This window comes from Micromonospora sp. NPDC048887 (assembly GCF_040649715.1).
Classification (GTDB): domain Bacteria; phylum Actinomycetota; class Actinomycetes; order Mycobacteriales; family Micromonosporaceae; genus Micromonospora.
The window spans coordinates 41,799-64,543 of record NZ_JBEZGA010000020.1 but is presented as its reverse complement, the minus strand read 5'-3'; the positions used below and the strand labels follow the sequence as shown (position 1 = coordinate 64,543).

The window sequence follows — 22,745 nt, the reverse complement described above, 5'->3', positions numbered from 1 at the left end:
CTGGAGGACGCCGTGAGACTCCGCCCCCGCCTGGCGACACTCGCCGCCGCGCTGACCACCGCCGTGGTCGCCGGTGCCCTGCTCGCCGCGCCGCCCGCCTCCGCCGCCACCGCGGCCTTCGTCCGCACCTCCAGCTGGAGCAGCGGGTACGAGGCCCGGTTCACCGTCACGAACGACAGCTCCGCCGCGATCTCCTCGTGGAACGTCCAGTTCGACCTGCCGTCCGGCAGCACGCTCGGCTCGTTCTGGGACGCCCGGCTGACCACCTCCGGCCAGCACGTCACCGCCGTCAACCAGTCCTGGAACGGCGCGCTCGCCCCGGGCGCCAGCACCAGCTTCGGCTTCGTCGTCAGCGGGACCGGCGACCCGGTGAACTGCACGGTCAACGGCGCCTCCTGCACCGGCGGCGGCAACCCCGGCAACCCGGGCGCCCCCGCCACCCCCGGCGGGCTGCGGGTCACCGGCACCACCGCGTCCGCCGTCTCGCTGGCCTGGAACGCGGTCTCCGGCACCGTCACCGGCTACCGGGTGTACGAGGGCGGCACTGTCAAGGCCACCGTCACCGGCACCTCGGCCACCGTCTCCGGGCTGGCCGCGTGCAGCGGGCACAGCTACACGGTGGCCGCGTACAACGGCAGCGGCGAGTCGGCTAAGTCGACGGCGGTCGCGGCCACCACCAGCGGCTGCACCGGTGGCGGCGGTGGCGCGATGGCCGCCGCGCCCTACCTCTACCCGGGCTGGGGCGACCCGCCCGCGCCCGCCACGGTGATGGGCGCGACCGGGATCAAGTGGTTCACCATCGCGTTCGTGCTCTCCGGCGGCGGCTGCACCCCGGCCTGGGACGGCAACGGCCCGCTGACCGGCGGCACGCACGCCGCCACCATCGCCGCGATCAAGGCGGCCGGCGGCGACGTCATCCCGTCCTTCGGCGGCTGGAGCGGCAACAAGCTCGGCCCGAACTGCTCGTCCGCCGCCGCCCTCGCGGGCGCGTACCAGCAGGTCATCAACGCGTACGGGCTGAAGGCCATCGACATCGACATCGAGAACAGCGACGAGTTCGAGAACGAGGTGGTGCAGGACCGCATCCTGGACGCCCTCAAGATCGTCAAGCAGAACAACCCGGGGATCAAGACCATCATCACGTTCGGCACCTCGACCACCGGGCCGTCGTACTACGGCACCCGGCTGATCAACCAGGCCGCCGCGAAGGGCGCCGGGATCGACGTGTTCACGATCATGCCGTTCGACTTCGGCGGCGGCGCGAACATGTACCAGAACACCGTGAACGCGGCCGAGGGCCTGAAGACCGCACTGAAGAACGCGTTCGGCTGGTCCGACGCCACCGCGTACGCCCACATGGGCCTGTCCGGCATGAACGGCCTCTCCGACCAGCAGGAGCTGACCTCGCCGGCCACCTGGACGCAGATCCGCGACTGGGCCAAGGCGCGCGGCCTGGCCCGGTTCACGTTCTGGTCGGTCAACCGGGACCGGCCCTGCCCGGGCGGCGGCGTGGTCGCCAACTGCTCCGGCATCGCGCAGAACACCTGGGAGTTCACCGGCATCACCGCGGGGTTCTGAGCCCGCGCGACGGTCAGCGCCCGGCGGTCACCGACTGCCGGGCGCGCCGCCGGCGCACCTTCTTCACCGCCCAGCTCACGATCATGAAACCGAAGACCGCGAAGATCGCGTAGTTGAACCACTGGCTGTACTTGTCGACGTCCTCCCACCGCGTTCCGAGGGTGAACCCGGCGCCGACGATCAGGGCGTTCCACACCCCGCTGCCGAGCGTGGTGAGCAGGATGAACTCGCCCAGCGGCATCCGGTTGGCGCCCGCCGGGATGGAGACCAGGCTGCGCACCACAGGCACCACCCGGCCGATCAGCACCGCCCACCGGCCGTGCCGCTCGAACCAGCGGTCCGCCTTTTCCAGGTCCTCCAGGTCGACCAGCGGGATGTGGTCCAGCCAGCGCTTGAGCCGGTCCTCGCCGAGCGCCGCGCCGAGCCAGTAGAGCACCAGCGCGCCGATCAGTGAGCCGACTGTCGCGGCGACCACGATGAACACCACGTTGAACCGGCCCTCGGCGGACAGGTAGCCGGCCATCGCCAGCACGATCTCGCTCGGGATCGGCGGGATGATGCTCTCCAGCGCCACCAGAAGCGCCACGCCGACCGCGCCGAACGAGTCGATCACGCTCGCCACCCAGCCGGTCAGCCCGGTGAACTGGTTCGGGTCGACGTCCTGGGCCAGGGCCATGGCGGTCCTTCCACGTGAGAGCCGGAGATCCGGAAGTGTTACCCGGACCGGCCGGTGTCACACCTGTGACTCAGCCCTCCGGGTGCAGCGCGGCGTCCGCCGGACCCCGCCGCCAGCCGGTGAAGCGGACCAGCAGACCACCCCGGCTGGGCGAGCAGCAGTACGGCCCGGCCGACGCCTCCGCCGCCGGATCGAGCGGGGCGACGCGGACCAGCCGCCACGGCTCGTCCGCGCAGCGGGCCCGGACTGTCAGCGCGTCGCCGGCCCGGCTCACCCGGACCGTCACCTCCCGGCCCGACCACTGCGGCACCGGCGCCACCGACCAGTCGGAGAACTCGTCGGTGACCACGGCGCCCACCTGCGGAGCGCCGTCGCTCACCTCGACGCCGGCCTTGGTCCACCGCCGCTCGTCCACCCGCACCAGCACGCCGGCCTGGTCGAACTGGGCCGCGTAGTCGAGCAGGAACGACACCTCCACGGCGGTGTCCACGCCGAACGGCGCGAGCAGCGCCGAACCGTCGTCGTGCACGAAGCCGTAGCTGGTGCGCCGCCAGAAGTCGCTACCGCCACGCGGCTCGACCAGCAGGCCGCCGTCGACCGGCTCGGCCCGCTCGGGCGGGTTCAGCCAGGTGCCGGCGGACCAGTCGTACGCCTCCTCGCTCATCCCGGCACCGTACCGGGTTTGCCGTCGCGCGCGTTCGGAGAAGTAGTCCCCGCATGGGTGACAGGTGGTATCAGGAGGCGGTCGTCTACTGCCTCGACGTCGACACGTACGCGGACTCCGACGGCGACGGGGTGGGTGACTTCCAGGGGCTGATCGGGCGCCTGGACTACCTGGCCCGGCTCGGGGTGACCTGCCTCTGGCTGAACCCGATCCATCCCTCGCCCAACGAGGACGACGGGTACGACGCGACCGACTTCTACAACGTCGACCCGCGCCTCGGCACGCTCGGCGACTTCGCCGAACTGCTGCACCAGGCGAGCAACAGGGGCATCCGGGTGATCATCGACCTGGTGGTCAACCACACCTCGGACCAGCACCCGTGGTTCCAGTCCGCCCGCTCCTCGCCGGACTCGCCGTACCGGGACTGGTACGTCTGGGCCGACCACGAGCCGGCCGACCGCCACCAGGGCATGGTGTTCCCGGGCGAGCAGCACGAGACGTGGACCTACGACCGGACCGCCAAGGCGTGGTACTACCACCGCTTCTACAAGTTCCAGCCGGACCTGAACATCGAGAACCCGAAGGTCCGGGCGGAGATCAAGAAGATCACCTCGTTCTGGCTCCAGCTCGGCGTCTCCGGCTTCCGGATGGACGCGGTGCCGTTCATCATCGAGCGCACCGAGCCGGGCAACCCGAACTCACCGAAGGACTTCGACTTCCTCACCGACCTGCGCCAGCACGTGCAGTGGCGGCGCGGCGACGCGGTCCTGCTGGCCGAGGCGAACGTCGAGCCGGACGAGCTGCCCGTCTACTTCGGCGACGGCAGCGGCTCGGGCAACCGGATCCACATGCTCTTCGACTTCATGCTCAACGGACGGCTGATGCTCGCGCTGGCCCGGGAGGACCCGGAGGTGATCATCGAGGCGTTGCGCGACACCCCGAAGCTGCCCACCGGCGGCCAGTGGGCCACGTTCCTGCGCAACCACGACGAGATCGACCTGTCCCGGCTCACCGCCGACCAGCGCAACGACGTGCTGGCGAAGTTCGGGCCGGACGAGAACATGCAGCTCTACGGCCGGGGCATCCGGCGGCGGCTGGCGCCCATGCTCGGCAACGACCGCCGGCACATGGAGCTGGCGTACTCGCTGCAGTTCTCGCTGCGCGGCACGCCGGTGCTGCGCTACGGCGAGGAGATCGGCATGGGGGAGGACCTGTCGCTGGACGGGCGCGACGCGATCCGTACGCCGATGCAGTGGTCCTACGCCGACAACGCGGGCTTCTCCACCGCCGAGCCGGAGAAGCTGGTCCGCCCGGTCATCGACAAGGGCGAGTACGGCTACCAGAACGTCAACGTCACCGCCCAGCGCAAGGACCCGCGGTCCCTGCTCGGCTGGTTCGAGCGGATGATCCGGACGCTGCGGGAGGCGCCGGAGACCGGGTCCGGCAGCACCACCCACATCGACGTGCCGATGCCGCCGGGCGTGCTCGCGCACCGCGCCGACGGGCGTACCGGGACCATGGTCTTCCTGCACAACCTCGGCACCGAGGACGTCGAGGTGGACCTGAGCACGCTGGCGCCGGAGGCGGACCTGCCGATCGACGTGCTCAGCGACCGCAACTACGAGGACGTGGGCAAGCTCGACCGGCTCAAGCTCGCCGGCTACGGCTACCGGTGGATCCGGCTCTGCCGGGACCACGAGCGGTAGGCGCGGCGTACCGGCGGGTTAAGCTCCTTCGATCGAGCCACAAGTTACCGGGAGGTAAGCATGTCGGAGGAGCCCCGCGTCGCCATCGTCACCGGAGCCGCGCGCGGCATCGGCGCGGCGACCGCCCGCCGGCTGGCGGCCGACGGCATGGCCGTCGCCGTTGTCGACATCGACGAGTCCGCCACCAAGGAGACGGTGGACGCCATCGGCTCGGCCGGCGGCCGGGCGCTCGGCGTCGGCGCCGACGTGTCCGACCGGGCCCAGGTCGAGGCCGCCGTGGAACGGATCGCCGCCGAACTCGGCGCGCCGACGGTGCTCGTCAACAACGCCGGCGTGCTGCGCGACAACCTGCTGTTCAAGATGGCCGACGCCGACTGGGACACGGTCATGGGTGTGCACCTGCGCGGGGCGTTCCTGTTCAGCCAGGCCGCGCAGAAGCACATGGTCGAGGCGAAGTGGGGCCGGATCGTCAACCTGTCCAGCACGTCCGCGCTCGGCAACCGGGGGCAGGCGAACTACTCGGCCGCCAAGGCCGGTCTCCAGGGCTTCACCAAGACGCTGGCGATCGAGCTGGGCCCGTTCGGGGTGACTGTCAACGCGGTCGCGCCCGGCTTCATCGTCACCGACATGACCGCCGCCACCGCGGCGCGGATGAAGGTCGACTTCGACGACCTCCAGAAGCACGCCGCCGCCGAGATCCCGGTACGCCGTCCCGGCCGCCCGGAGGACGTCGCGCACACCATCTCGTTCCTGGCCAGCGAGGGCGCGTCGTTCGTCTCCGGTCAGGTCATCTACGTCGCCGGCGGCCCGAAGGACTGACCGGCCCGACCCGGCGCGGGCCCGCTCAGGCGGGGTCGCGCCGGGTGCGCCACAGCCAGAACAGGCCGAGCACCGGCAGCACCAGCGGCACGTAGCCGTAGCCGCTGCCGAAGTCGGACCAGACCGTCTCGTCCGGGAACAGCTCCTTGTCGGCGATGCTCAGCACGCCCACCCCGAGCACGCCGACCAGTTCGACGGTGCAGCAGGCGAGCGCGACCCGGCGGCCGGTGTGCCCGGCCCGGGCCAGCCCGACCGCCGCCACGATGTAGATCAGCGCGGCGAGCGCGGAGAGCAGGTACGCCACCGGCGCCTCGTCGAACTTCGTGGCGATCTGCAACCCGGCCCGCGAGGTGGCGGCGATGGCGAAGACGATGTAGACGGCGATCAGCAGCCGCCCCGGGCCGCGGTTGGTGACGGGTTGCTCGGTCGTGGTCTCAGCCACCGAGGACCTCCCAGGTCTGCTGGAGCCGTACCGCCACCACCGGCGTGACCAGGCAGATCGCGCAGACGATGCCCGAGCCCCAGCGGGTCGGCTCCATCCGGGCCAGCACCCAGGCCAGCGGGGGCAGGCAGACGAGCGTCGCCAGGTAGCCGAAGAACGCGCCCGGCTCGCCCGGCCGCTCGCCGCCGCCGAGCGCGACGAGAGCCGTCACGGTGAGCGCGAGCAGCGCCACCTCCAGCACGGCCAGGCCGACGAACTGGATCCGGTCCGGCGGGCGGTGGCGGACAGCCGCCACCAGGGCCCAGACGGCGAGCGCCAGCGAGATCACGATCGCGACAGTGGCGAGTGGCCCGTCCACCGGGGAGGAGGCCGCCGCGCTGGTCGTCGACACGGTGTCGTTCACCGGCACAGCCTACTAATGCGTGTAGTAGCGGCTGGCCCGCCGGGTCGGGGCGCGCCGGGCTGGTCCGGGGACTAGCGTGGATCACGGTCCCGGCGTACGCCGGTGGCGGACGTCGGCGGCAGGGGGTCGGGGTGCGGTTCGGGTTGTTCGGCACGGGTTACTGGGCGGCGGAGACGCATGCCGCGGCCATCGAGGCGCACCCGCGGGCCCGGCTCGCCGGTGTCTGGGGGCGGAACCCGGCGAAGGCGGAGGAGCTGGCCACCCGGCACGGCGTACCCGCCTTCACCGACGTCGACGCGCTCATCGACGCCTGCGACGCGATCGCCGTGGCGCTCCCGCCGGACGTGCAGGCCGACATCGCCGTGCGGGCCGCCACCGCCGGGCGGCACCTGCTGCTGGACAAGCCGCTGGCGCTCGACCTCGCCGACGCCGACCGGGTGGTCGACGCGGCACAGGCGTCCGGGGTGGCCTCGGTGGTCTTCTTCACCCAGCGCTTCCACCCGAACGTCACCGGGTTCCTGGCCTCGACCGCTGCCGCGGGCGGCTGGCAGCACGCCCGCGCGACCATGTTCGCGTCGATCTTCCAGCCCGGGAACCCGTACGGCGACTCGACCTGGCGGCGGGAGCGCGGCGCGCTCTGGGACATCGGCCCGCACGCGTTGTCGCTGATCCTGCCGGTGCTCGGCCGGGTCACCCGGGTCGCCGCGATGGACGGCCCGAGCGGCCTGGTGCACCTGCTGCTCACCCACGACGGCGGCGCGACCAGCTCGCTCTCGCTGACCCTGGACGCGCCGCCGGAGGCGGTCACCCGGGACTTCGTCTTCTTCGGCGAGAACGGCACCGAAACCGTCCCGCCCGGCGACGGCAGCGCGCTCCAGGCGTTCGGGGCCGCGCTCGACCAGCTGCTGGAGGAGGTCGACGCCGGCACCCGCGACCACCGCTGCGACGTGCGGTTCGGCCGTGAGGTGGTGGCGGTGCTGGACGCCGCGCAGACCGCCCGGTCGCAGGGCCGCACAGTCGACCTGTAGAAAACCGGTCGCCGGGGACGGACCCGGTCGCTAGCGTGGCGGCATGTTCACGCATGCCCTGATCCGCGTGGCCGCCGCGCCGGCCGCGTGTGGGCTCCTCCTGGTCGCCCGTCCGCGGTTCCGGCGCCCGGCCCTGGCCGGCCGGTACGCCGCCCACGTCTGACCCCGACCGCCGGTTCCGACCCGCCCGCCGAGGGCGCCGGTCGCGCCACCTCGCCGAGGTGGCGGCTGGTCCGTCCACCATGCCACCTCGTCGAGGTGGCCGTCTCAGGCATGCGCCGCGTCCCGGCCACTCTCCAGGGTCGTCCGAGTCCCGATCCGCTCGGACCGCCCGCCCGATCCGCCCCGCGCCGCCTCGACGGCGGGGGTGACACCCGCGCAGCGGTCCGTACCCGTCGCCGTCCGGCGACAGACAGGACGAACCCGTGGCGCCCCGCCGAACCACCGCACGCGACCGGTCCCGTCGCGTACTGTCCCAGAACTTCCTCGCCGACCCGGCCGCCGTCGCGCTGATGGTCCGCTCGGTCCGGCCCGGCCCGGACGACCTGCTGCTGGAGGTCGGCGCCGGGCGCGGCCGGCTGACCCGGCCACTCGCCGCGCGGTGCGGGCGGCTGATCGCGTACGAGGTCGACCCGGCAGTGCTGCCGGAGCTGACGGCCGCCTGTGCCCCGCTGCCGAACGTCGAGGTGCGCCCGGCCGACTTCCTGGCCGTGACCCCGCCCGCCGGGCCGTTCTCGGTGGCCGGCAACATCCCCTGGTCGCTCACCGCGGCAGTGGTGAGATGGTGCCTGGCCGCGCCCGGACTGCGTACCGCGACGTTGCTCACCCAGCTCGACTACGCCCGCAAACGCAGCGGCGACCACGGCCGGTGGAGCCGGCTCACGGTGCTGACCTGGCCCGAGTACCACTGGCGGCTGGCCGGGCGGGTGCCCCGGGCCGCGTTCCGGCCGGTGCCGGGCGCCGACGGGGGCATCCTGCGGCTGGAGCGCCGGAGCACGCCACTCGTGGCGCCGGCGGCGCTGCCCGCGTACCGGCGGATGGTGGAGCTGGGCTTCGGCGGAGTCGGCGGCTCGCTCGCGGCCTCGCTGCGCGCGGCCCGTCCCCGGCGGCATGTCGACGGCGCGTTGCGGGCCGCGCGGATCGCGCCGGAGACCCCGGTGGGCCTGGTCTGGCCGGAACAGTGGCTGGTGCTGTTCCGGCTGCTGCACGCGCGGACGGGCCCTCACCCCACGCCTCCGGCATAGAAGCTCAGGCGTCGGCCAGCACGACCAGCGCCTCACCCAGTTCGGCGGGGGAGTGGAACTCCTCGGCCGGCAGGGACCGCAGCGCCTGGAGCGCCTCGGTGTCGGCGCCGTTCTCCTGACCCCAGCGGACCAGGTCCTCCCGGGAGACCGGATAGTCCAGGCCGGCCAGGAACTCCCGCAACTGCGCACCGGTGACGGTCATGCCGCCCGACTACCCGCTGGGCCCGGCGGCATGCCCGCCGCCGGGTCCGGGCCGCGGTTTGTCGTGGCGGGGCCCGGGTAGCCGCGGACATGCTGGTACAGCGGCTCGGCGCGCCGAGCGACTTCGACCCCTTGCTGGACCGCGTACGGGACGCCCGGGTGGTGATGATCGGCGAGGCGACGCACGGCAGCTACGACTACTACCGGCTGCGGGAGCAGGTGACCCGGCGGCTCATCGCCGAGCAGGGCTTCGACTTCGTGGCGGTGGAGGGGGACTGGCCGGACTGCGACCGGGTGCACCGGTCGGTGGTCGGTGCGCCGGGCGGCCTGGCCGATCCGCTCGTGGCGCTGGAACGGTTCGAGCGCTGGCCCACCTGGATGTGGGCGAACGCCGAGGTGGCCCGCTTCTGCCGCTGGCTGCGCGCGTGGAACCTGGAACGCCCGGAGGGGGAGCGGGCCGGCTTCCACGGCTTGGACGTGTATTCCCTCTGGGAGTCGATGCAGGCCATCTTCGACTACCTCGGTGAGGAGGACCCGGCCTCGCTGGAGGCGGCCCAGGAGGCGTACCGCTGCTTCGAGCCGTACGGCACGCGGGCCGAGGAGTACGCGATGGCGAGCCGGTTCGTCTCCGCCCGGTGCGAGGAGGAGGTGGTGCGGCTGCTGGCGCGTACCCGGGAACAGGCCGCCGCGGACGGCCCGGACCGCTTCTCGGCCTGGCAGAACGCGGAGGTGGTGGCCGGCGCGGAGCGGTACTACCGGGCCATGGTCGGCGGCGGCCCCGAGTCGTGGAACGTCCGCGACGTCCACATGGCCGACACGCTCGACCGGCTGCTGGACCGGTACGGGCCGGGCTCGCGGGGCATCGTGTGGGCGCACAACACGCACGTCGGCGACGCCCGGGCCACCGACATGGCGGCGGACGGCATGGTCAACATCGGGCAGCTCGGCCGGGAACGGCACGGCCGGGACGCGGTGGCGCTGATCGGCTTCGGCAGCTGGCGCGGCAGCGTGGTGGCCGCGCCGCGCTGGGGATCACCGGCCGAGACCATGGTGGTGCCGCCGGCCCGGGCGGGTTCGGTGGAGCACCGGCTGCACGAGCTGATGCCGGACCGCGCGGTGCTCGTCTTCGGCGGCGACGACCAGCCGGAATGGGTGACCGGCGAGGCCGACCACCGGGCGATCGGGGTGGTGTACGACCCGAGCTTCGAGTCGTGGGGCAACTACGTGCCGACCCGGCTCGGTGAGCGCTACGACGCGTTCGTCTGGTGCGACGAGACGACGGCGCTGCACCCGCTGCCGACGCGGGTCACACCGGGCGAGATGGAGACGTACCCGGCGGGGGTGTGACCGGGTGGGGCCCGTCGGACCCCACCCGGTACGGCTCACACCTGCGCGTGCTGCTTCTCGGCGAGGTGGGCGCGCAGGCCCTCACCCTCGACGTCCACGTTGGGCAGGATCTTGTTCAGCCAGCGCGGCAGCCACCACGCGGCGTTGTTCAGCAGCGACATCACCGCCGGCACGATCGTCATCCGGACCACGAACGCGTCGATGGCGACACCGATCGCGAGCGCGAAGCCCATCGACTTGATGATCGGGTCCTCCAGGAAGACGAAGCCGCCGAACACCGAGATCATGATGAGCGCGGCGGCGGTGACCACCCGGGCGCCGTGCCCCATGCCGTTGATGGTGGCCTGCTGGGCGGTGTCGCCGTGCACGAAGTCCTCGCGCATCCGGGAGACCAGGAAGACCTCGTAGTCCATGGCCAGGCCGAACAGGATGCCGATGAGCAGGATCGGCAGGAAGCTGACCAGCGGCGCCGGGGTGTCCAGGCCGACCAGGTCGGCCAGGTGGCCCTGCTGGAACACCGCGACGGTGATGCCGAACGTGGCCGCCACGGTGAGCAGGAAGCCCAGCGCCGCCTTGACCGGCACCAGGATCGACCGGAACACCAGCATCAGCAGCAGGATCGACAGGCCCACCACCAGCAGCAGGTAGACCGGCAGCGCGTCGGAGAGCTTCTCCGACACGTCGATGCCGACCGCCGTGACGCCGGTGAGCAGCACGTCGACGTTCTGGATGCCGGAGACCTGCTTGCGGATGTCGTGCACCACCGTCTCGGTGGCCTCGTCGGTCGGCCCGGACTTCGGGATCACCCCGATCAGCGCGGTACGCCCCGACGGGTCGACCTGCGGCGGGGCCACGGCCAGCACCCCGTCGGTCTTCTGGATCAGCGCGGTCACCTGCGGGATGGCGCCCTGGGTGGCCTGCGGCGAGTCAGCCGTCACCACGACGGCGAGCCGGCCGGTGAAGCCGGGACCGAAGCCCTCGCGGATCAGGTCGCTGCTGACCCGGGCCGGGGTGCCCTCGGCGGCGGCGGAGGCGTCCGGCAGCGCCAGGCGCATGTCCTGCGCCGGGATCGCCAGCAGGCCGAGGCCGAGGAGGCCGACGAGGATCACCGGGATGCGGAACCTGGTCACCCAGCGGGCCCAGCGGAAGCCGAAGCCGGAGCGGTCCTCCGAGCCGGTGGTCGGGTCCTCGACCGCCTTGCGGTCGCGCAGCTTGCGCGGCAGCACCTTGTGGCCGGCGAAGCCGAGCAGCGCCGGGGCCAGCGTGATCGCCACGAGCACGGCCACGGTGACGGTGCCGGCGGCGGCCAGGCCCATCACGGTGAGGAACGGGATGCCCACCACGGCCAGGCCGGCGAGCGCCACCACCACCGTCGCGCCGGCGAAGACCACAGCCGAGCCGGCGGTGCCGACCGCGCGGCCGACCGCCTCCTCCGGGGAGAGCCCGTCGAGCAGGTTCTGCCGGTGCCGGGAGGTGATGAACAGCGAGTAGTCGATACCGACCGCGAGGCCGAGCATCAGCGCCAGGATCGGCGCGGTGCTTGTCAGCTCGACCGCGCCGCTGAGCGCGAACAGGCCGGCCATGCCGACGCCCACGCCGATCAGCGCGTTCAGCATGGTCATCCCGGCCGCCACGAGCGAGCCGAACGTGATGACCAGAACGATCGCCGCGACCAGCACGCCGATCGCCTCGGTCGAGCCGACCTCCGGCTCACCGTTGAGCACCTCGCCGCCGGGCGCGATCTGCCAGCCCTGCGCCTCGGCCTGCGCGCCGACCTTCTCGTACGCGTCGCGCTGCTCGTCGGTGACCTCGTCCGCCCCACCGGCGAACTGCACCTGGATTAGCGCGTACCGGCCGTCCGGGGTGAGCGCCTGCGCCTGGTACGGGTCGACCGCGCCGACCACGCCGGGGAGCGTGGCCGCCTCCTGCGTGACCTGCTGGACCACCGCCTGTCCGGCGGGTGAGGTGAGCGCGCCGTCCTGTGGCGCCTTGATCGCGATGGTGCCGGTGGCGCCACTGGCCGCCGGGAAGCGGTCGGCGAGCAGGTCGATCGCCTTCTGCGACTCGGTGCCCGGCATGGTGAAGTTGCTCGCCGTCGGGCCGCGCAGCGTGGCCGCGGCCAGGCCGAGCCCGACGAGTACGACGAGCCAGACGACGGCGACGAGTCGCCGCCGGCGCAGGGATGCCCGGCCGAGCCGGTACAGCAGGGTCGCCATGGACCTTCCTTGTCCTCGCAGTTTCGGATCAGGTGGTGACTTCGAGCGCGCGGTACGCCACGGCGAGCAGCGCGGGGCGCAACTGCTCGTCGGGGATGTCCAGGAACTCGCCGCAGGTCTCGGCGATGCCGGCGAGCACGACGAGCGCGGCGACGCGGGCCTCCGGCCGGTCGGAGAAGCCGGCGAAGGCCGCGACCAGCCGTTCGGAGATCTGCTGGATGTGCGTGAACGCGGGCTGCTGGAGCAGGTCGGGGAACTCGCCCCGGAGCAGTGCGATCTCCCGGCGGAAGCGGACCGCCAGGTCGACGAAGCCGTCCGCGGCGACGCGTTGGGCCCCGGCGCCGGTGTGCGCGGCGATCCGGGCGTCCAGCTCCTCCAGCATCGTGATGGCCGGGGCCATCAGCTCGCAGAGCAGGGCGTCCTTGCTGGCGAAGTGGTAGAGCACCGTCGCCTTGGAGCAGCCCACCTCACGGGCGATGTCCTGGAGCGAGGTGCCCTTGTAGCCGGTTACGCCGAACCGGCGAGCGGCCGCGGCCAGCAGCTCGTCGTGGGTGGCGGTGGTGGGTCGCGCCATGTCCTCCAGCATGCCTGACCGATCGGTCAGGGTCTGACCGATCGGTCAGATCCGGTCCGTGGCGTTCGCCACAACTGCCTGTCCGCGCAGGTCAGGACGGTGTGCCGGTCCAGTCGGCGAGCCATTCCCCGGACCAGGTGAGGGCGCCGGAGCGCAGGTCGGCGACGAGCCGGCGTACCCAGTCCAGCTCGGCGCGGAGCACTGTCAGCTGGTACTCGTCCTCGATCAGGAAGAGCCGGGGCAGCCGTACCCCGGCCAGCGTCGCCTCGCGCTCGCGCAGCCGCGCCTCGATGGCGCCGGCCCGCTGGTCGAGCCGCCGGGCCGCCTCCTCGGGCGGCAGGATCGGCAGGAACGACAGGGCGGCGGGAAACTCCGGGAACTCCCGAGCGGGGGTGGCGAGCGCGTCGGCGAGCCACCCGTCGAGGGTGCGCCGGCCGACCGGCGTGAGCGCGTACACGGTGCGCTCCGGCCGCCCCTCCTCGCGCCTGGTCTCGGCCACCCGGATCAGCTCGTCACGGCGCAGCCGCTCGATGGTCTGGTAGATGCTGTTGCGCTGCGCGACGTTCACCACGTCCTGCTTGTCGCGCTCCCGGATGAGCTGCTGCATCCGGTACGCGTGCATCGGCTCCTCGACCAGGAGGGCCAGCACCATCATCGCCAGCGGCGAGCGACGAACCGTCATGGCCCCACCCTAGGTGCCCCCTGTTGCACCATAGTCATTTTATGTATAGTCATGACATGACTAATGCTGTCGTCGTCGGTGCCGGACTCGCGGGCCCGGTCGCCGCCATGGCGCTGCGGCGCGCCGGCATCGACGCCTCGGTGTACGAGGCGTACTCGCGGGACGCGGTCGGGGTGGGCGCGTTCCTGACGCTGTCGGCCAACGGGCTCGACGCGCTGCGCGCGATCGACATCGACGGCCTGGTGGCCGGGCTCGGGCACCCGACGCCCCGGATGCTCATGCGCAACCACAGGGGGCGCCGGCTCGCCGAGTTCGGGGCACCCGGCAGCCGTACGGTCGGCCGTTCCGACCTCTACCGGGCGCTGCGCGACGAGGCGCTGCGCCGGGGCGTGGAGTTCGTCCACGGCGCGCGGCTGACCGGCGCCGACACGACCGGCGGTGGGGTGACTGCCCGGTTCGCCGACGGCCGCACCGCTCGCGGTGACCTGCTCATCGGCGCCGACGGGCTGCGCTCCCGGGTCCGCGCGCTGATCGACCCGGCCGCCCCCGCGCCGCGCTACGTGCCGCTGCTGAACGCCGGCGGATTCGCCCGCGGGCTGCGCCTGCCCGACGAGCGCGGCGTGATGCAGATGATGTTCGGCCGGCGCTGCTTCTTCTGCTGGATCGTGGTCGGGGAGGACGAGGTCTGGTGGTTCGCCAACCCGCCACAGCCGGTCGAGCCGAGCCGGGAGCGACCCGCCGCGACAAGCCCGGACGAGGCCCGGTCCCGGCTGCGCGCGTTGCTCGCCGCCGACCCGGGCCCGGCGACGCGGATCCTCGACCACACCGAGCGCATCGAGTACGGCTGGCCGACGTACGACCTGCCCTCGGTGCCGGTCTGGCACCGCGACGGCATGATCGTGATCGGCGACGCGGCGCACACCGCCGCCCCCTCCTCCGGGCAGGGCGCGGCGATGGCCTTCGAGGACGCCGTCCAGCTCGCCCGCTGCCTGCGTGACCTGCCGGACGTGCCGTCGGCGTTCCGCGCCTACGAGCGGCTGCGCCGCGACCGGGTGCAGCGGGTGGTCGCGCAGGGGCGGCGGACCAGCACCACGAAGGTCGCCGGCCCGGTCGGCCGGTTGGTCCGGGACCTGGGCATGCCACTGGCCGCCCGCTACCTGGCGCGCGACGGCGGCGCCGCCCAGGCCTGGCTGTTCGACCACCACATCGACTGGGCCGAGCGGGTGCCGGGCTGAGTCAGGCCGGTGGGCCGCCGTGCGTGCGGTCGTACTCGGCCCGGGCCGCGCTGATCGCCTCGCGGTGCCGCTCCGCCCAGCTCGTCAACGCCACCAGCGACTCGTACAGCTCCTGGGCCATCGGGGTGGCGGTGTACTCCACCTTCGGCGGCACCGTGGGATGCACGTGCCGGTGCAGCAGCCCGTCCCGCTCAAGGTTGCGCAGCGTCAGCGTGAGCATCCGGCGGCTGATCCCCTCCACCCGGCGCTCCAGCTCGGTGAAGCGGACCGGGCCGGCCGAGGCGGCGATGAGGATGCCGATGGCCCACTTCCCGCCCACCCGGTCCAGCGCCTCCCGCACGGTGCAGGCGCTCGCCTGCTCCGCAGACACGCACCGGTCCGCCTCCACGTCACCCACCCCTCGATCGTCGCAGGTGCGGGCCGCCGAGACGCGCTGGGCACCGTGTCGGGGTTGCCGAGCCGGGCGCGGCCCGGGAAGGTGGTCCGATGGGCGCAGCCGACGAGACCCGGGCCGGAGTGTCGCTGACCAACCTCGACCAGCCGCTGTTCGACGGCGCCGGGGCGACCAAACGCGACCTGGTCGACTACCTCGACGTGGTGGGCGACCGGATCCTGCCGGAACTGCGGGACCGGCCGCTGTCGGTGCTGCGGGTGCGGCCCGGCCAGGAGCCGTTCATGCAGAAGAACCTGCCGAAGTACACGCCCGACTGGGTACGCCGCACCGAGGTGTGGGCGGAGGCGTCACACCGGAAGATCTCGTACGCCCTCTGCGACGACCGGCGGACGCTGCTCTGGTTCGCCAACCAGCGGGCGGTGGAGTACCACCCGACGCTGGCCCGCACCGGGGCGCCCGAACACCCGACCCACCTGGTGCTCGACCTGGACCCGCCGGAGGGGAACGCGTTCGGCGCCGTGGTGCGGGTCGCGCTGCTGGTGCGCCAGGCGCTCGCCGACGCCGGGCTGGCGGGCGCGGTGAAGACGAGCGGCGCCAAGGGGCTGCACGTGATCGTGCCGGTGAACCCGGCGACCACCGCGGAGGAGGCCGCCGCCGCGACCCGGGCGCTCGCCGCCCGTACCGAACGGCTCGACCCGGCGGCCGCGACCACCGCGTTCATCGTCGCCGACCGCGGCGGCCGCGTCTTCGTCGACTCGACCCGGGCGTACGGGGCGACGGTGGTGGCCGCCTACAGCCCTCGGATCCGGCCCGGCGCCCCCGTCTCGTACCCGGTGGGCTGGACCGACCTGGAGAGCGCGAGCCCGGCCGACTTCACCGTGCGGACCGTGCCCGCGCTGCTCGGTGACCGGGATCCCTGGGCGGAGGCGCTGCCCGCGCCGCAGCGGCTGCCGGCGGAACTCGTCGAGCACGGTCGGACCATTCCGGTGGCCCGGGTGCAGGCCATGCACGAGGGCAAGCGCCGCGCGAAGGCCCGCCGCGAGGCCGGGTGAGGCCCGCCCGCGTCAGCGACGTCCGGTCGCCGTCGCGGGGGGCCGCTTGCCCCAGGTGAACGCGATGAGCACCACGGCCAGCGCCCAGGTGACGATCATCGTCCAGATCGGGCGGGTCTCGGTGGCCGCGCCGACGAAGCCGCCGATCGCGTAGCTGACCAGGCAGAGCAGGCCGGTCGCGGCGAGCCGCCCGGTAGCGCTGCGGCCCTCCGGCTCGAACACCCAGTCGGCGATGCCCTTCGTGGTGCGCAGCACGGTGCCGGTCTGGTACGAGGTGGCGGTCTGCACGCCGAACGTGCGGACCACGAGCCCGCCGAGGATGCCGACCGGGAACGCCAGCAGCGCGGTCAGGATCGTGCGCTCGGTAAGCGAGTCGCGGCCCGAGTCGAGGGACCGGTCCACCAGCCCCCAGAGCACGAGCAGCGCCAGCATGGCGAGCAGTTCCATGCCCGGCGGGGTGAGCGGGCCGGCCGGGCGCACACGGCGGATCCCCGCGCCGAGCAGCCCGCCGAGGCCGAACGCGACAAGTGACGCCAGCGCGGACGGCCACGCCTTGAGGTGACCGGCGGCACCCATTCCGACGAATGCCACGTTGCCCGTCTGAATACCTACGAACACCTTGTACTTGAGGAACGAGAACGCGTCGACCACACCGGCGAGGCCGGTGGCGAGCGCAAGTGCGAGAAATGGTACGTGGAAGTCGTATTCCCCCACCCGCCAGCGGTCCTCCGCGCTCCGGGCAGCCCTCGCAGAACTGTTCGCAGAATTGGACATCCGGCTTCCTACCCTCGTATCCGGCTTGTGAAACCGGTCCGGGATCCGATGGCAGAAAATACGCGGCGCGCGTTTTGTGCGGCCGTTCGTCCGATTCCGTGGAATAGCGCGATCGCGTGGTTACCCGATTGGCCCGGGTTCGGCAACATCGCCATTGCGTTCCGGCGACGCGAATCACCGAAGGAGGCCGGGCACATGTTCGTGCTCCCGATCACCAGACTGCGCGTCACGCTCTACTCGATCGCGGCTCTGGCCGTCGCCGGAGTCGCCGTCGACGCTCCGGTCTGGAGCGTCGTGGCGTCTCTGTTCCTCTGTGTCGCGCTTCCGCTCGCGGTGGCCCTGCAGAGCCCGGAGCACCTGCGGGCGTTGTTCGTCCCGTCCCGGGCCGCCGACGCGGCGGCCCACACCCGGAAGGAAACTCGTCATGCCCAGATCCACTGACCGTGCCGGTATGGGATCGCCCAAGGACCACCAGATGGTCGGCACGGTCCCGCGGAATCCGGCGATCGACCAGTCCCACCCCGACCTGGTGCACCCGCCGTCGACGGACCACGGACTCCTGCCCAACATGGTGTTCCCGTTCTCGCTGGCGCACACCCGCCAGGAGAGCGGCGGCTGGACCCGGGAGATCACCAACCGTCTCCTGCCGATCGCCCACGACCTGGCGATCGTGAACATGAAGCTCAACCCCGGCGCGTACCGGGAACTGCACTGGCACATCCAGTCGGAATGGGCCTTCGTCCTCACCGGCAGCTGCCGGATCGCCGCCGTGGACCAGGAGGGCCGCAACTTCCTCGAAGACGTCAAGGCCGGCGACCTCTGGTACTTCCCGGCCGGCATCCCGCACCACATCCAGGCGCACGAGGAGGGTGTGGAGTTCCTGCTCGTCTTCGACGACGGCTGCTACTCCGAGGACGCGACGTTCCAGGTGACCGACTTCTTCTCGCACGTGCCGAGGGAGGTCATCGCCAAGAACTTCGGCTGGACCATGCAGCAGATGGCCAATTTCCCGGACGAGTCCGAGCGGTACATCTTCCCCGGGCAGGCGCCGCCGCCGCTGGCCGAGGACCGGGTGTTCAGCCCCACCGGCGACGTGCCCCGCACGTTCAAGCACAGCCTGCTCGCCCAGACACCGGAGAAGTTCGAGGGCGGGAGCGTACGGATCGCCGACTCGAGCAACTTCGCCGCGGCGATCACCACGACCGTCGCCATGGTGGAGATCGAACCGGGCGCGCTGCGGGAACTGCACTGGCACCCGAACGGCGCCGAGATGCAGTACGTGATCTCGGGCAAGGGGCGGATGGGTGTCTTCGCCAACCACGGCACCGCGCGCACCTTCAACATGGAGACCGGCGACGTCGGATACGTGCCGATCTCGATGGGCCACTACATCGAGAACATCGGCGACAAGCCGTTCGTCTACCTGGAGCTGTTCCGGACCGCGAAGTTCGAGGACGTGTCGCTCGCGCAGTGGCTGGCGAACGTCCCGCCCGAGGTGGTGGCGGACACGATCAACGTGCCGCGCGAACTGGTCGAGGCACTGCCGAAGACGAAGAGCCCGGTGCAGCGGCACTGAGGCCGGACCGGTACGCGGACGCCACGCCCCTCGCGTGGCGTCCGCGCCGTGTCCGGTCAGCCGACGTCCCGGGCCTCCCAGACCAGCGCCAGCTCCACCCGGTTGCGGACACCGAGCTTGGCGTAGATCGAGCGCAGGTGGGTGTCGACGGTGTGGAACGAGACGAACAGGTCCCGGGCCGCCTCCTGCTTCGTCATGCCGACCGCGAGCAGTTCGGCCACCCGTACCTCGGCGGGGGTCAGCGCGGCCACGGCCGGGCGGCCGGCGTCGTCACCCACCGGGCTGCCGGCCTCCGGCGTCCGGGCCCCGTCGCTCGCCGCGCCCATCCGCGTGTACATCGCGGCGGCCTCGGCGAGCAGGTCGAACGTCTCCGCGGGCGGCAGCCCGGGCGAGCGCGCCAGGTCGTGCAGTGCGTCGGCCAGGGCCGGCCGCGCGGAGGTGGTACGCAGCAGCCGTACCGCCGCGCGCAGTGCCGCCGGATCGCCTGTGAGCAGCCCGTCGACCTGGTGCGCCACGCCGCGCCAGAGCGCGTTGTTCGCCATCCCGGCGGCCCGCTTCAGCTGGTCGGCGAGGTTCTCGGCGCGCTGCCGGTCACCGAGCGCCAGCGCCGCGCGGACCAGTCGCGGGCCGTGGTGCGGCACCAGCAGCAGGGGCGCCATCGAACGGTCCGGCAGGGCGAAGGCGACGCCCAGGAGCGCGGTGTGCCGGCCCGGTTCCGGGTCACCGGCGGCGGCGCAGCCGAGCCGGAACCACTGCACGTCGTCGGGCCAGCCCACAGCGGGGCGTTCCCCGGCCAGAAGTTCCCGGGCCGCTGCCACCTCACCCCGGCGCAACAGCACCTCCACCACTGTGGCGAGCAGGTCCACCCGGGCCTGTGCCGGCAGGGCGCCGCCGCGTTCGGTCAACGCGAGGCGGGCCCGGGCCTCGGCCTCGGCCAGCTCTCCGGTGGCGAGCCGCAGCACGCAGTCCAGCGCGGTGACCAGCGGCTGCGCCACCGCACCGAGCGTGCCGATCTCAGCGGCGACGCCGTCGAGCGCGGTCACCGCGTCGACGTACCGGCCGAGCGCGATCTGGTTCGCCACCCGGTCGACGCGCAGGAAGATCGCCTGGGTGCGGGCGGCGGGCTCGCCCGCGTCCACCTCCTGGAGGATCCGCGCGGCGCCGGGCAGGTCGCCGACAGCGGTCGCCCGGGCCGCGTTCGCCAGGGCCAGCCGGATACCGCCGCCGGGGGAGGGGCTGCGCTCGTGGGCCCGCTGCGCCGCCGCCACCAGCTCGGCGGCGTCGGGATGCCCGAACCGGGCCGCCAGCGACGCCAGCATGGTGAGCGTCCAGCTCCGCCCGGCGGCGTCGAGCTCCTGGTTCAGCGCCCGGCCGAGGTACGTCAGGGACAGCGAGGGACGCTGGGTCGCGTAGTAGGCGCCGAGCCGCCCGAGCAGCATCGCCCGCTGGCGCGGCCCGTACCGGTCGGCGGCGACCTCCCGGTGCAGCATGCTCAGCGTCTCGTCCACCCGGCCCGCCAGGTAGAGGTTGTCGGCGACGTCGACCAGCCAGGCCAGGCGCGCGTCGGCCGATCCGGGCGCGGGGGCGGCCAGCAGCAGATCCGCGGCGAGGCTCGGGCCGACCGCCGGGTCGGCCGCCAGCCGCGTGGCGAGCGTCCGTGCGGACCGGCTCACCACCGGCGTGGCCCGCAGGAGCTGCCGGGCGGCCTGGGCCGGACGCCCGGCGTTGGCGAGCACCCCGGCGGCCACCTCGCGCAGCGCCTGACGCACCGAGGGCGGGGTGTCCCGCAGGATGCCGTCGCGCAACGCGATCGAGGCCAGCCGCAGCCCGGCGGCGGTGTCGGCGAGGAACCCGCGCGCGATCAGCTCCTCCACCGTCGCGTCGATCGGCTCGTCCGGCGTGGTGCCGGTGCCGGTGGCCACCGCTTCGAGGAACCACAGGCCGCACGGGGCGTCGGCGACGGCGACACCGCGCAGCACCCACCGCTGCGCGGTGGACAACGACGAGGGAACGGCTGTGTGCATCTTGGGGCGGTTGGTCAGCGGCGTCTCGGGCAACTGGCTCACCTTCGCTGAGGTTCGACCCGTTCACCGCGAGGTTAGCCAGCGCGTGACCTGCTCATCCCCGAATCGGGGGACAAAGGTGAGGGTCGCTCAGATGGCCTGGACACGACGAAGGCCCTCGACCGGTCTGGTCAAGGGCCTTGTGGTGATCGAGGTTTGCTAGCAAGTGTGCCCCCGGCAGGATTCGAACCTGCGCCCCCGCCTCCGGAGGGCGGTGCTCTATCCCCTGAGCTACGGGGGCTCAGCGACCCGAGAAGAGTAGCAAACCCCCTCCCGGATCACCGAATCGGTACCCCCGCGAGTCGATCTTCGTCGGATCAGGCGGCGGCGACGGCGCGACCGCAGCTCGGCAGCGGGTGCAGCACGACCCGCCGAGGCAGCCGGCGGGGCCACTCGTTGCGCGGCCACGAGCCGTCCACGATCAGGTGGACCGTGCGTTCCTCGGCGCCGCTGAGCCGCAGGACGAAGTCCCGGGGCAGCGGCGGATCCACCGACGGTGTGGTCACCATGAACCGCACCCGCCCCCGCGAGGAGACCGCCGACACCACGTCGGCGGCGGGCATGGTGCCGCGCAGGCGTACCCGGCCGATCCAGTAGACCTCGGCGGCGTGCTCCTGGGCCGCCCGCGTGATCGCCGGGTACTCGCTGCGTACCCAGCGCTCGACCGCGCCGACGCACAGGCCGCAGGCCCGCTCGCGCGGCTCGCGCGGCCCGAGCCCCCAGGCCCGCAGGTACGCCCCGACGGTGCCGGCGTCCATCGCCAGCCCGAACCGGCGCTCGATGAGGGCGGTCAGGCTCTGCCGTGTCCAGAGCTCCTCGTCGAGGCCGAACTCGTCGGGGTGGACCCCCCGGAGCACGTCGATGAGTTCGAGTTCCTGTTCGCGGCTGAGCGTTCCCGGCTCGCCCTGCCGCAGTCCGCGACGGACGGCTGCCACCGCTCCGTCACCGCCGATGGTGTGGCGTCGGCACCAGCTGGTCACCGACCGCCCTGCGTCTCTGAGTGCAACCCCCACGTCTTGGGCAACGAGCCCGAATCGCAACTGGTCACGATATGTGGGTAGAAAACTCTCCAACCCCCACAATGACCCGTTAACCCCAAACCGTTACAAACGCCCATACCGAACATTCCGGACAATGCGTGGCCCTCACCCCCCAAGATCTTGGTACGAAACCGCCCTCCCCGAGGGCGCCCCCGTACCAAGATCTCCAGGGGTCTGCCCTGGCCCTCGCGATCTTGCACTTTCGGCCCTCCTATAACGGGGCGAATCCGGCATCCAGGGGGCAGCAACTGCAAGATCGCGGGGCGGGGGTGGGGGTGGGGAGGGCGGGGATGGGTGAGGCCCGGTGCCCCTGGGAGGGGGACCGGGCCTCGGTGGTGAGTGGTGCGGGTGTTTACGGGGTGCCGCCCAGGCGCTTCAGGGCGGCGCTCAGGTTGGTCAGGTCGTTCTGCTGGGTGTTCTTCATGACCTGGGCGACCGCCAGCACGTCGTCGTCGTGCCCCTCGTCGAGGATGCCGTCGATCATGTGCACCCCGCCGATGTGGTGGCGGATCATCATCTGGAGGAAGAGCACGTCGAACTCGCGACCGCTCGCCGCGCGCAGCTTCGCCATCTCCTCCGGCGTCGCCATGCCCGGCATGAGGCCGTCCTTGATCAGCCCGCCGCCGTCCGGCATCCACGCCATCGGGGCCTGGTCACCGGTCGGGTCCAGCTTCCAGGAGCGCAGCCAGGTCTGCATGGTGCCGATCTCGCCCTGCTGGCCGGTGGCGATGTCCACGCCGACCTGGCGTACCTCGGGGTCCTGGCCCTGGCTGAACGCCAGCAGGCCCATGGCCACTGCCTGGTTGTGGTGCGCGGTCATGTCCCGGGCGAACCCGGCCTCCGGCGAGTTCTCACCGGGCCGGGTGAGCGTCGGGGTGAGCAGGCCGCCCGCGTACCCGAGGACCAGCCCGACCACGAGGGCGGCGGCCACCGCCAGCAGGCCGTAGCGGCGCACCGCGCCCCGGCCGCCCTGGTCGGCGGCCGGAGCCTCGTCCAGCTCGTCGTCGGTGGTCACCGGAGCGGTCATCGCG

23 protein-coding genes and 1 tRNA gene are annotated in these 22,745 nt (G+C 72.7%); 10 read left to right on the top strand and 14 right to left on the bottom strand.

The window, feature by feature from the left end:
• Positions 1 to 12 precede the first annotated feature (12 nt).
• Positions 13 to 1,578 carry a cellulose binding domain-containing protein gene (locus AB0C17_RS25290; protein WP_357474615.1) on the top strand — a complete coding sequence of 522 codons (1,566 nt, stop codon included), beginning with the start codon at positions 13 to 15 and terminating at the stop codon, positions 1,576 to 1,578.
• A 13-nt stretch (positions 1,579 to 1,591) separates the two neighbouring features.
• Here the strand turns inward: AB0C17_RS25290 and AB0C17_RS25285 are convergent, their stop codons facing one another.
• Both AB0C17_RS25285 and AB0C17_RS25280 read right to left on the bottom strand, forming a co-directional pair.
• The gene (locus tag AB0C17_RS25285; protein ID WP_357383822.1) at positions 1,592 to 2,254 is read right to left on the bottom strand and encodes a DedA family protein; all 663 of its coding nucleotides are present in this window, start codon (positions 2,252 to 2,254) and stop codon (positions 1,592 to 1,594) included.
• A gap of 70 nt (positions 2,255 to 2,324) precedes the next feature.
• The gene (locus tag AB0C17_RS25280; RefSeq protein ID WP_357383824.1) at positions 2,325 to 2,918 is read right to left on the bottom strand and encodes a DUF1349 domain-containing protein; all 594 of its coding nucleotides are present in this window, start codon (positions 2,916 to 2,918) and stop codon (positions 2,325 to 2,327) included.
• Positions 2,919 to 2,971: 53 nt separating this feature from the next.
• Here AB0C17_RS25280 and AB0C17_RS25275 point away from each other — a divergent pair, with 53 nt between their 5' ends.
• Together AB0C17_RS25275 and fabG are read left to right on the top strand one after the other, a co-directional pair.
• On the top strand, positions 2,972 to 4,624 hold the full coding sequence (locus AB0C17_RS25275; protein ID WP_357383826.1) for an alpha-amylase family protein: 1,653 nt from the start codon (positions 2,972 to 2,974) through the stop codon (positions 4,622 to 4,624).
• Positions 4,625 to 4,684: 60 nt separating this feature from the next.
• Entirely contained in the window at positions 4,685 to 5,443 is a 759-nt protein-coding gene (fabG, locus tag AB0C17_RS25270) for a 3-oxoacyl-ACP reductase FabG (RefSeq protein WP_357383828.1), read from the top strand.
• 25 nt (positions 5,444 to 5,468) lie between these two features.
• Here the strand turns inward: fabG and AB0C17_RS25265 are convergent, their stop codons facing one another.
• Complete coding sequence (locus AB0C17_RS25265) at positions 5,469 to 5,885, bottom strand: hypothetical protein (RefSeq protein ID WP_357383830.1); 417 nt, start codon at positions 5,883 to 5,885, stop codon at positions 5,469 to 5,471.
• Positions 5,878 to 6,294 (bottom strand): hypothetical protein, encoded by a 417-nt coding sequence (locus AB0C17_RS25260; RefSeq protein ID WP_357383832.1) that lies wholly within the window; start codon positions 6,292 to 6,294, stop codon positions 5,878 to 5,880. Before AB0C17_RS25260 ends, AB0C17_RS25265 begins: the two co-directional genes overlap by 8 nt.
• Before the next feature lie 125 nt (positions 6,295 to 6,419).
• Here AB0C17_RS25260 and AB0C17_RS25255 point away from each other — a divergent pair, with 125 nt between their 5' ends.
• Positions 6,420 to 7,316, top strand: coding sequence for a Gfo/Idh/MocA family oxidoreductase (locus AB0C17_RS25255; protein WP_357383834.1), 897 nt, complete (start codon positions 6,420 to 6,422; stop codon positions 7,314 to 7,316).
• A gap of 425 nt (positions 7,317 to 7,741) precedes the next feature.
• Positions 7,742 to 8,560 (top strand): ErmE/ErmH/ErmO/ErmR family 23S rRNA (adenine(2058)-N(6))-methyltransferase, encoded by an 819-nt coding sequence (erm, locus tag AB0C17_RS25250; RefSeq protein ID WP_357480727.1) that lies wholly within the window; start codon positions 7,742 to 7,744, stop codon positions 8,558 to 8,560.
• A gap of 4 nt (positions 8,561 to 8,564) precedes the next feature.
• Here erm and AB0C17_RS25245 read toward each other — a convergent pair whose 3' ends face one another.
• On the bottom strand, positions 8,565 to 8,762 hold the full coding sequence (locus tag AB0C17_RS25245) for a DUF2795 domain-containing protein (RefSeq protein WP_357383838.1): 198 nt from the start codon (positions 8,760 to 8,762) through the stop codon (positions 8,565 to 8,567).
• An 89-nt stretch (positions 8,763 to 8,851) separates the two neighbouring features.
• On the opposite strand from AB0C17_RS25245, the gene AB0C17_RS25240 reads away from it, so the two are divergent.
• Positions 8,852 to 10,108 (top strand): erythromycin esterase family protein, encoded by a 1,257-nt coding sequence (locus AB0C17_RS25240; RefSeq protein WP_357383840.1) that lies wholly within the window; start codon positions 8,852 to 8,854, stop codon positions 10,106 to 10,108.
• A gap of 35 nt (positions 10,109 to 10,143) precedes the next feature.
• Here the strand turns inward: AB0C17_RS25240 and AB0C17_RS25235 are convergent, their stop codons facing one another.
• The 3 genes from AB0C17_RS25235 to AB0C17_RS25225 all read right to left on the bottom strand — a co-directional run bounded on the left by AB0C17_RS25235 (position 10,144) and on the right by AB0C17_RS25225 (position 13,580).
• The gene (locus AB0C17_RS25235; protein ID WP_357383842.1) at positions 10,144 to 12,324 is read right to left on the bottom strand and encodes an MMPL family transporter; all 2,181 of its coding nucleotides are present in this window, start codon (positions 12,322 to 12,324) and stop codon (positions 10,144 to 10,146) included.
• A 28-nt stretch (positions 12,325 to 12,352) separates the two neighbouring features.
• The gene (locus tag AB0C17_RS25230; RefSeq protein ID WP_357383844.1) at positions 12,353 to 12,898 is read right to left on the bottom strand and encodes a helix-turn-helix domain-containing protein; all 546 of its coding nucleotides are present in this window, start codon (positions 12,896 to 12,898) and stop codon (positions 12,353 to 12,355) included.
• Positions 12,899 to 12,989: 91 nt separating this feature from the next.
• Positions 12,990 to 13,580 (bottom strand): PadR family transcriptional regulator, encoded by a 591-nt coding sequence (locus AB0C17_RS25225; protein ID WP_357480724.1) that lies wholly within the window; start codon positions 13,578 to 13,580, stop codon positions 12,990 to 12,992.
• Between the two features lie 56 nt (positions 13,581 to 13,636).
• On the opposite strand from AB0C17_RS25225, the gene AB0C17_RS25220 reads away from it, so the two are divergent.
• Entirely contained in the window at positions 13,637 to 14,815 is a 1,179-nt protein-coding gene (locus tag AB0C17_RS25220) for an NAD(P)/FAD-dependent oxidoreductase (RefSeq protein WP_357480722.1), read from the top strand.
• A 1-nt stretch (position 14,816) separates the two neighbouring features.
• Here AB0C17_RS25220 and AB0C17_RS25215 read toward each other — a convergent pair whose 3' ends face one another.
• The gene (locus AB0C17_RS25215; RefSeq protein WP_357480720.1) at positions 14,817 to 15,212 is read right to left on the bottom strand and encodes a helix-turn-helix domain-containing protein; all 396 of its coding nucleotides are present in this window, start codon (positions 15,210 to 15,212) and stop codon (positions 14,817 to 14,819) included.
• 89 nt (positions 15,213 to 15,301) lie between these two features.
• Here AB0C17_RS25215 and ligD point away from each other — a divergent pair, with 89 nt between their 5' ends.
• Positions 15,302 to 16,261, top strand: a complete 960-nt coding sequence (ligD, locus tag AB0C17_RS25210; RefSeq protein WP_357474619.1) for a non-homologous end-joining DNA ligase — start codon at positions 15,302 to 15,304, stop codon at positions 16,259 to 16,261.
• A gap of 12 nt (positions 16,262 to 16,273) precedes the next feature.
• Here the strand turns inward: ligD and AB0C17_RS25205 are convergent, their stop codons facing one another.
• Positions 16,274 to 16,975, bottom strand: coding sequence for a DUF1275 family protein (locus tag AB0C17_RS25205; protein ID WP_357474622.1), 702 nt, complete (start codon positions 16,973 to 16,975; stop codon positions 16,274 to 16,276).
• A gap of 108 nt (positions 16,976 to 17,083) precedes the next feature.
• Between AB0C17_RS25205 and AB0C17_RS25200 the strand changes: the two genes are divergently transcribed.
• Positions 17,084 to 17,476, top strand: a complete 393-nt coding sequence (locus tag AB0C17_RS25200; protein ID WP_357480718.1) for a hypothetical protein — start codon at positions 17,084 to 17,086, stop codon at positions 17,474 to 17,476.
• Between the two features lie 10 nt (positions 17,477 to 17,486).
• The gene (locus AB0C17_RS25195; RefSeq protein ID WP_357474628.1) at positions 17,487 to 18,611 is read left to right on the top strand and encodes a cupin domain-containing protein; all 1,125 of its coding nucleotides are present in this window, start codon (positions 17,487 to 17,489) and stop codon (positions 18,609 to 18,611) included.
• A gap of 56 nt (positions 18,612 to 18,667) precedes the next feature.
• Here AB0C17_RS25195 and AB0C17_RS25190 read toward each other — a convergent pair whose 3' ends face one another.
• From AB0C17_RS25190 to AB0C17_RS25175, 4 genes are all read right to left on the bottom strand, one after another.
• Positions 18,668 to 20,677, bottom strand: coding sequence for a helix-turn-helix transcriptional regulator (locus tag AB0C17_RS25190; RefSeq protein WP_357480716.1), 2,010 nt, complete (start codon positions 20,675 to 20,677; stop codon positions 18,668 to 18,670).
• Between the two features lie 166 nt (positions 20,678 to 20,843).
• Positions 20,844 to 20,915 (bottom strand) — tRNA-Arg (locus AB0C17_RS25185).
• A gap of 76 nt (positions 20,916 to 20,991) precedes the next feature.
• On the bottom strand, positions 20,992 to 21,687 hold the full coding sequence (locus AB0C17_RS25180) for a winged helix-turn-helix domain-containing protein (RefSeq protein ID WP_026267749.1): 696 nt from the start codon (positions 21,685 to 21,687) through the stop codon (positions 20,992 to 20,994).
• Between the two features lie 379 nt (positions 21,688 to 22,066).
• Entirely contained in the window at positions 22,067 to 22,741 is a 675-nt protein-coding gene (locus tag AB0C17_RS25175; RefSeq protein WP_357383856.1) for a DUF305 domain-containing protein, read from the bottom strand.
• Between the last annotated feature and the right edge of the window lie 4 nt (positions 22,742 to 22,745).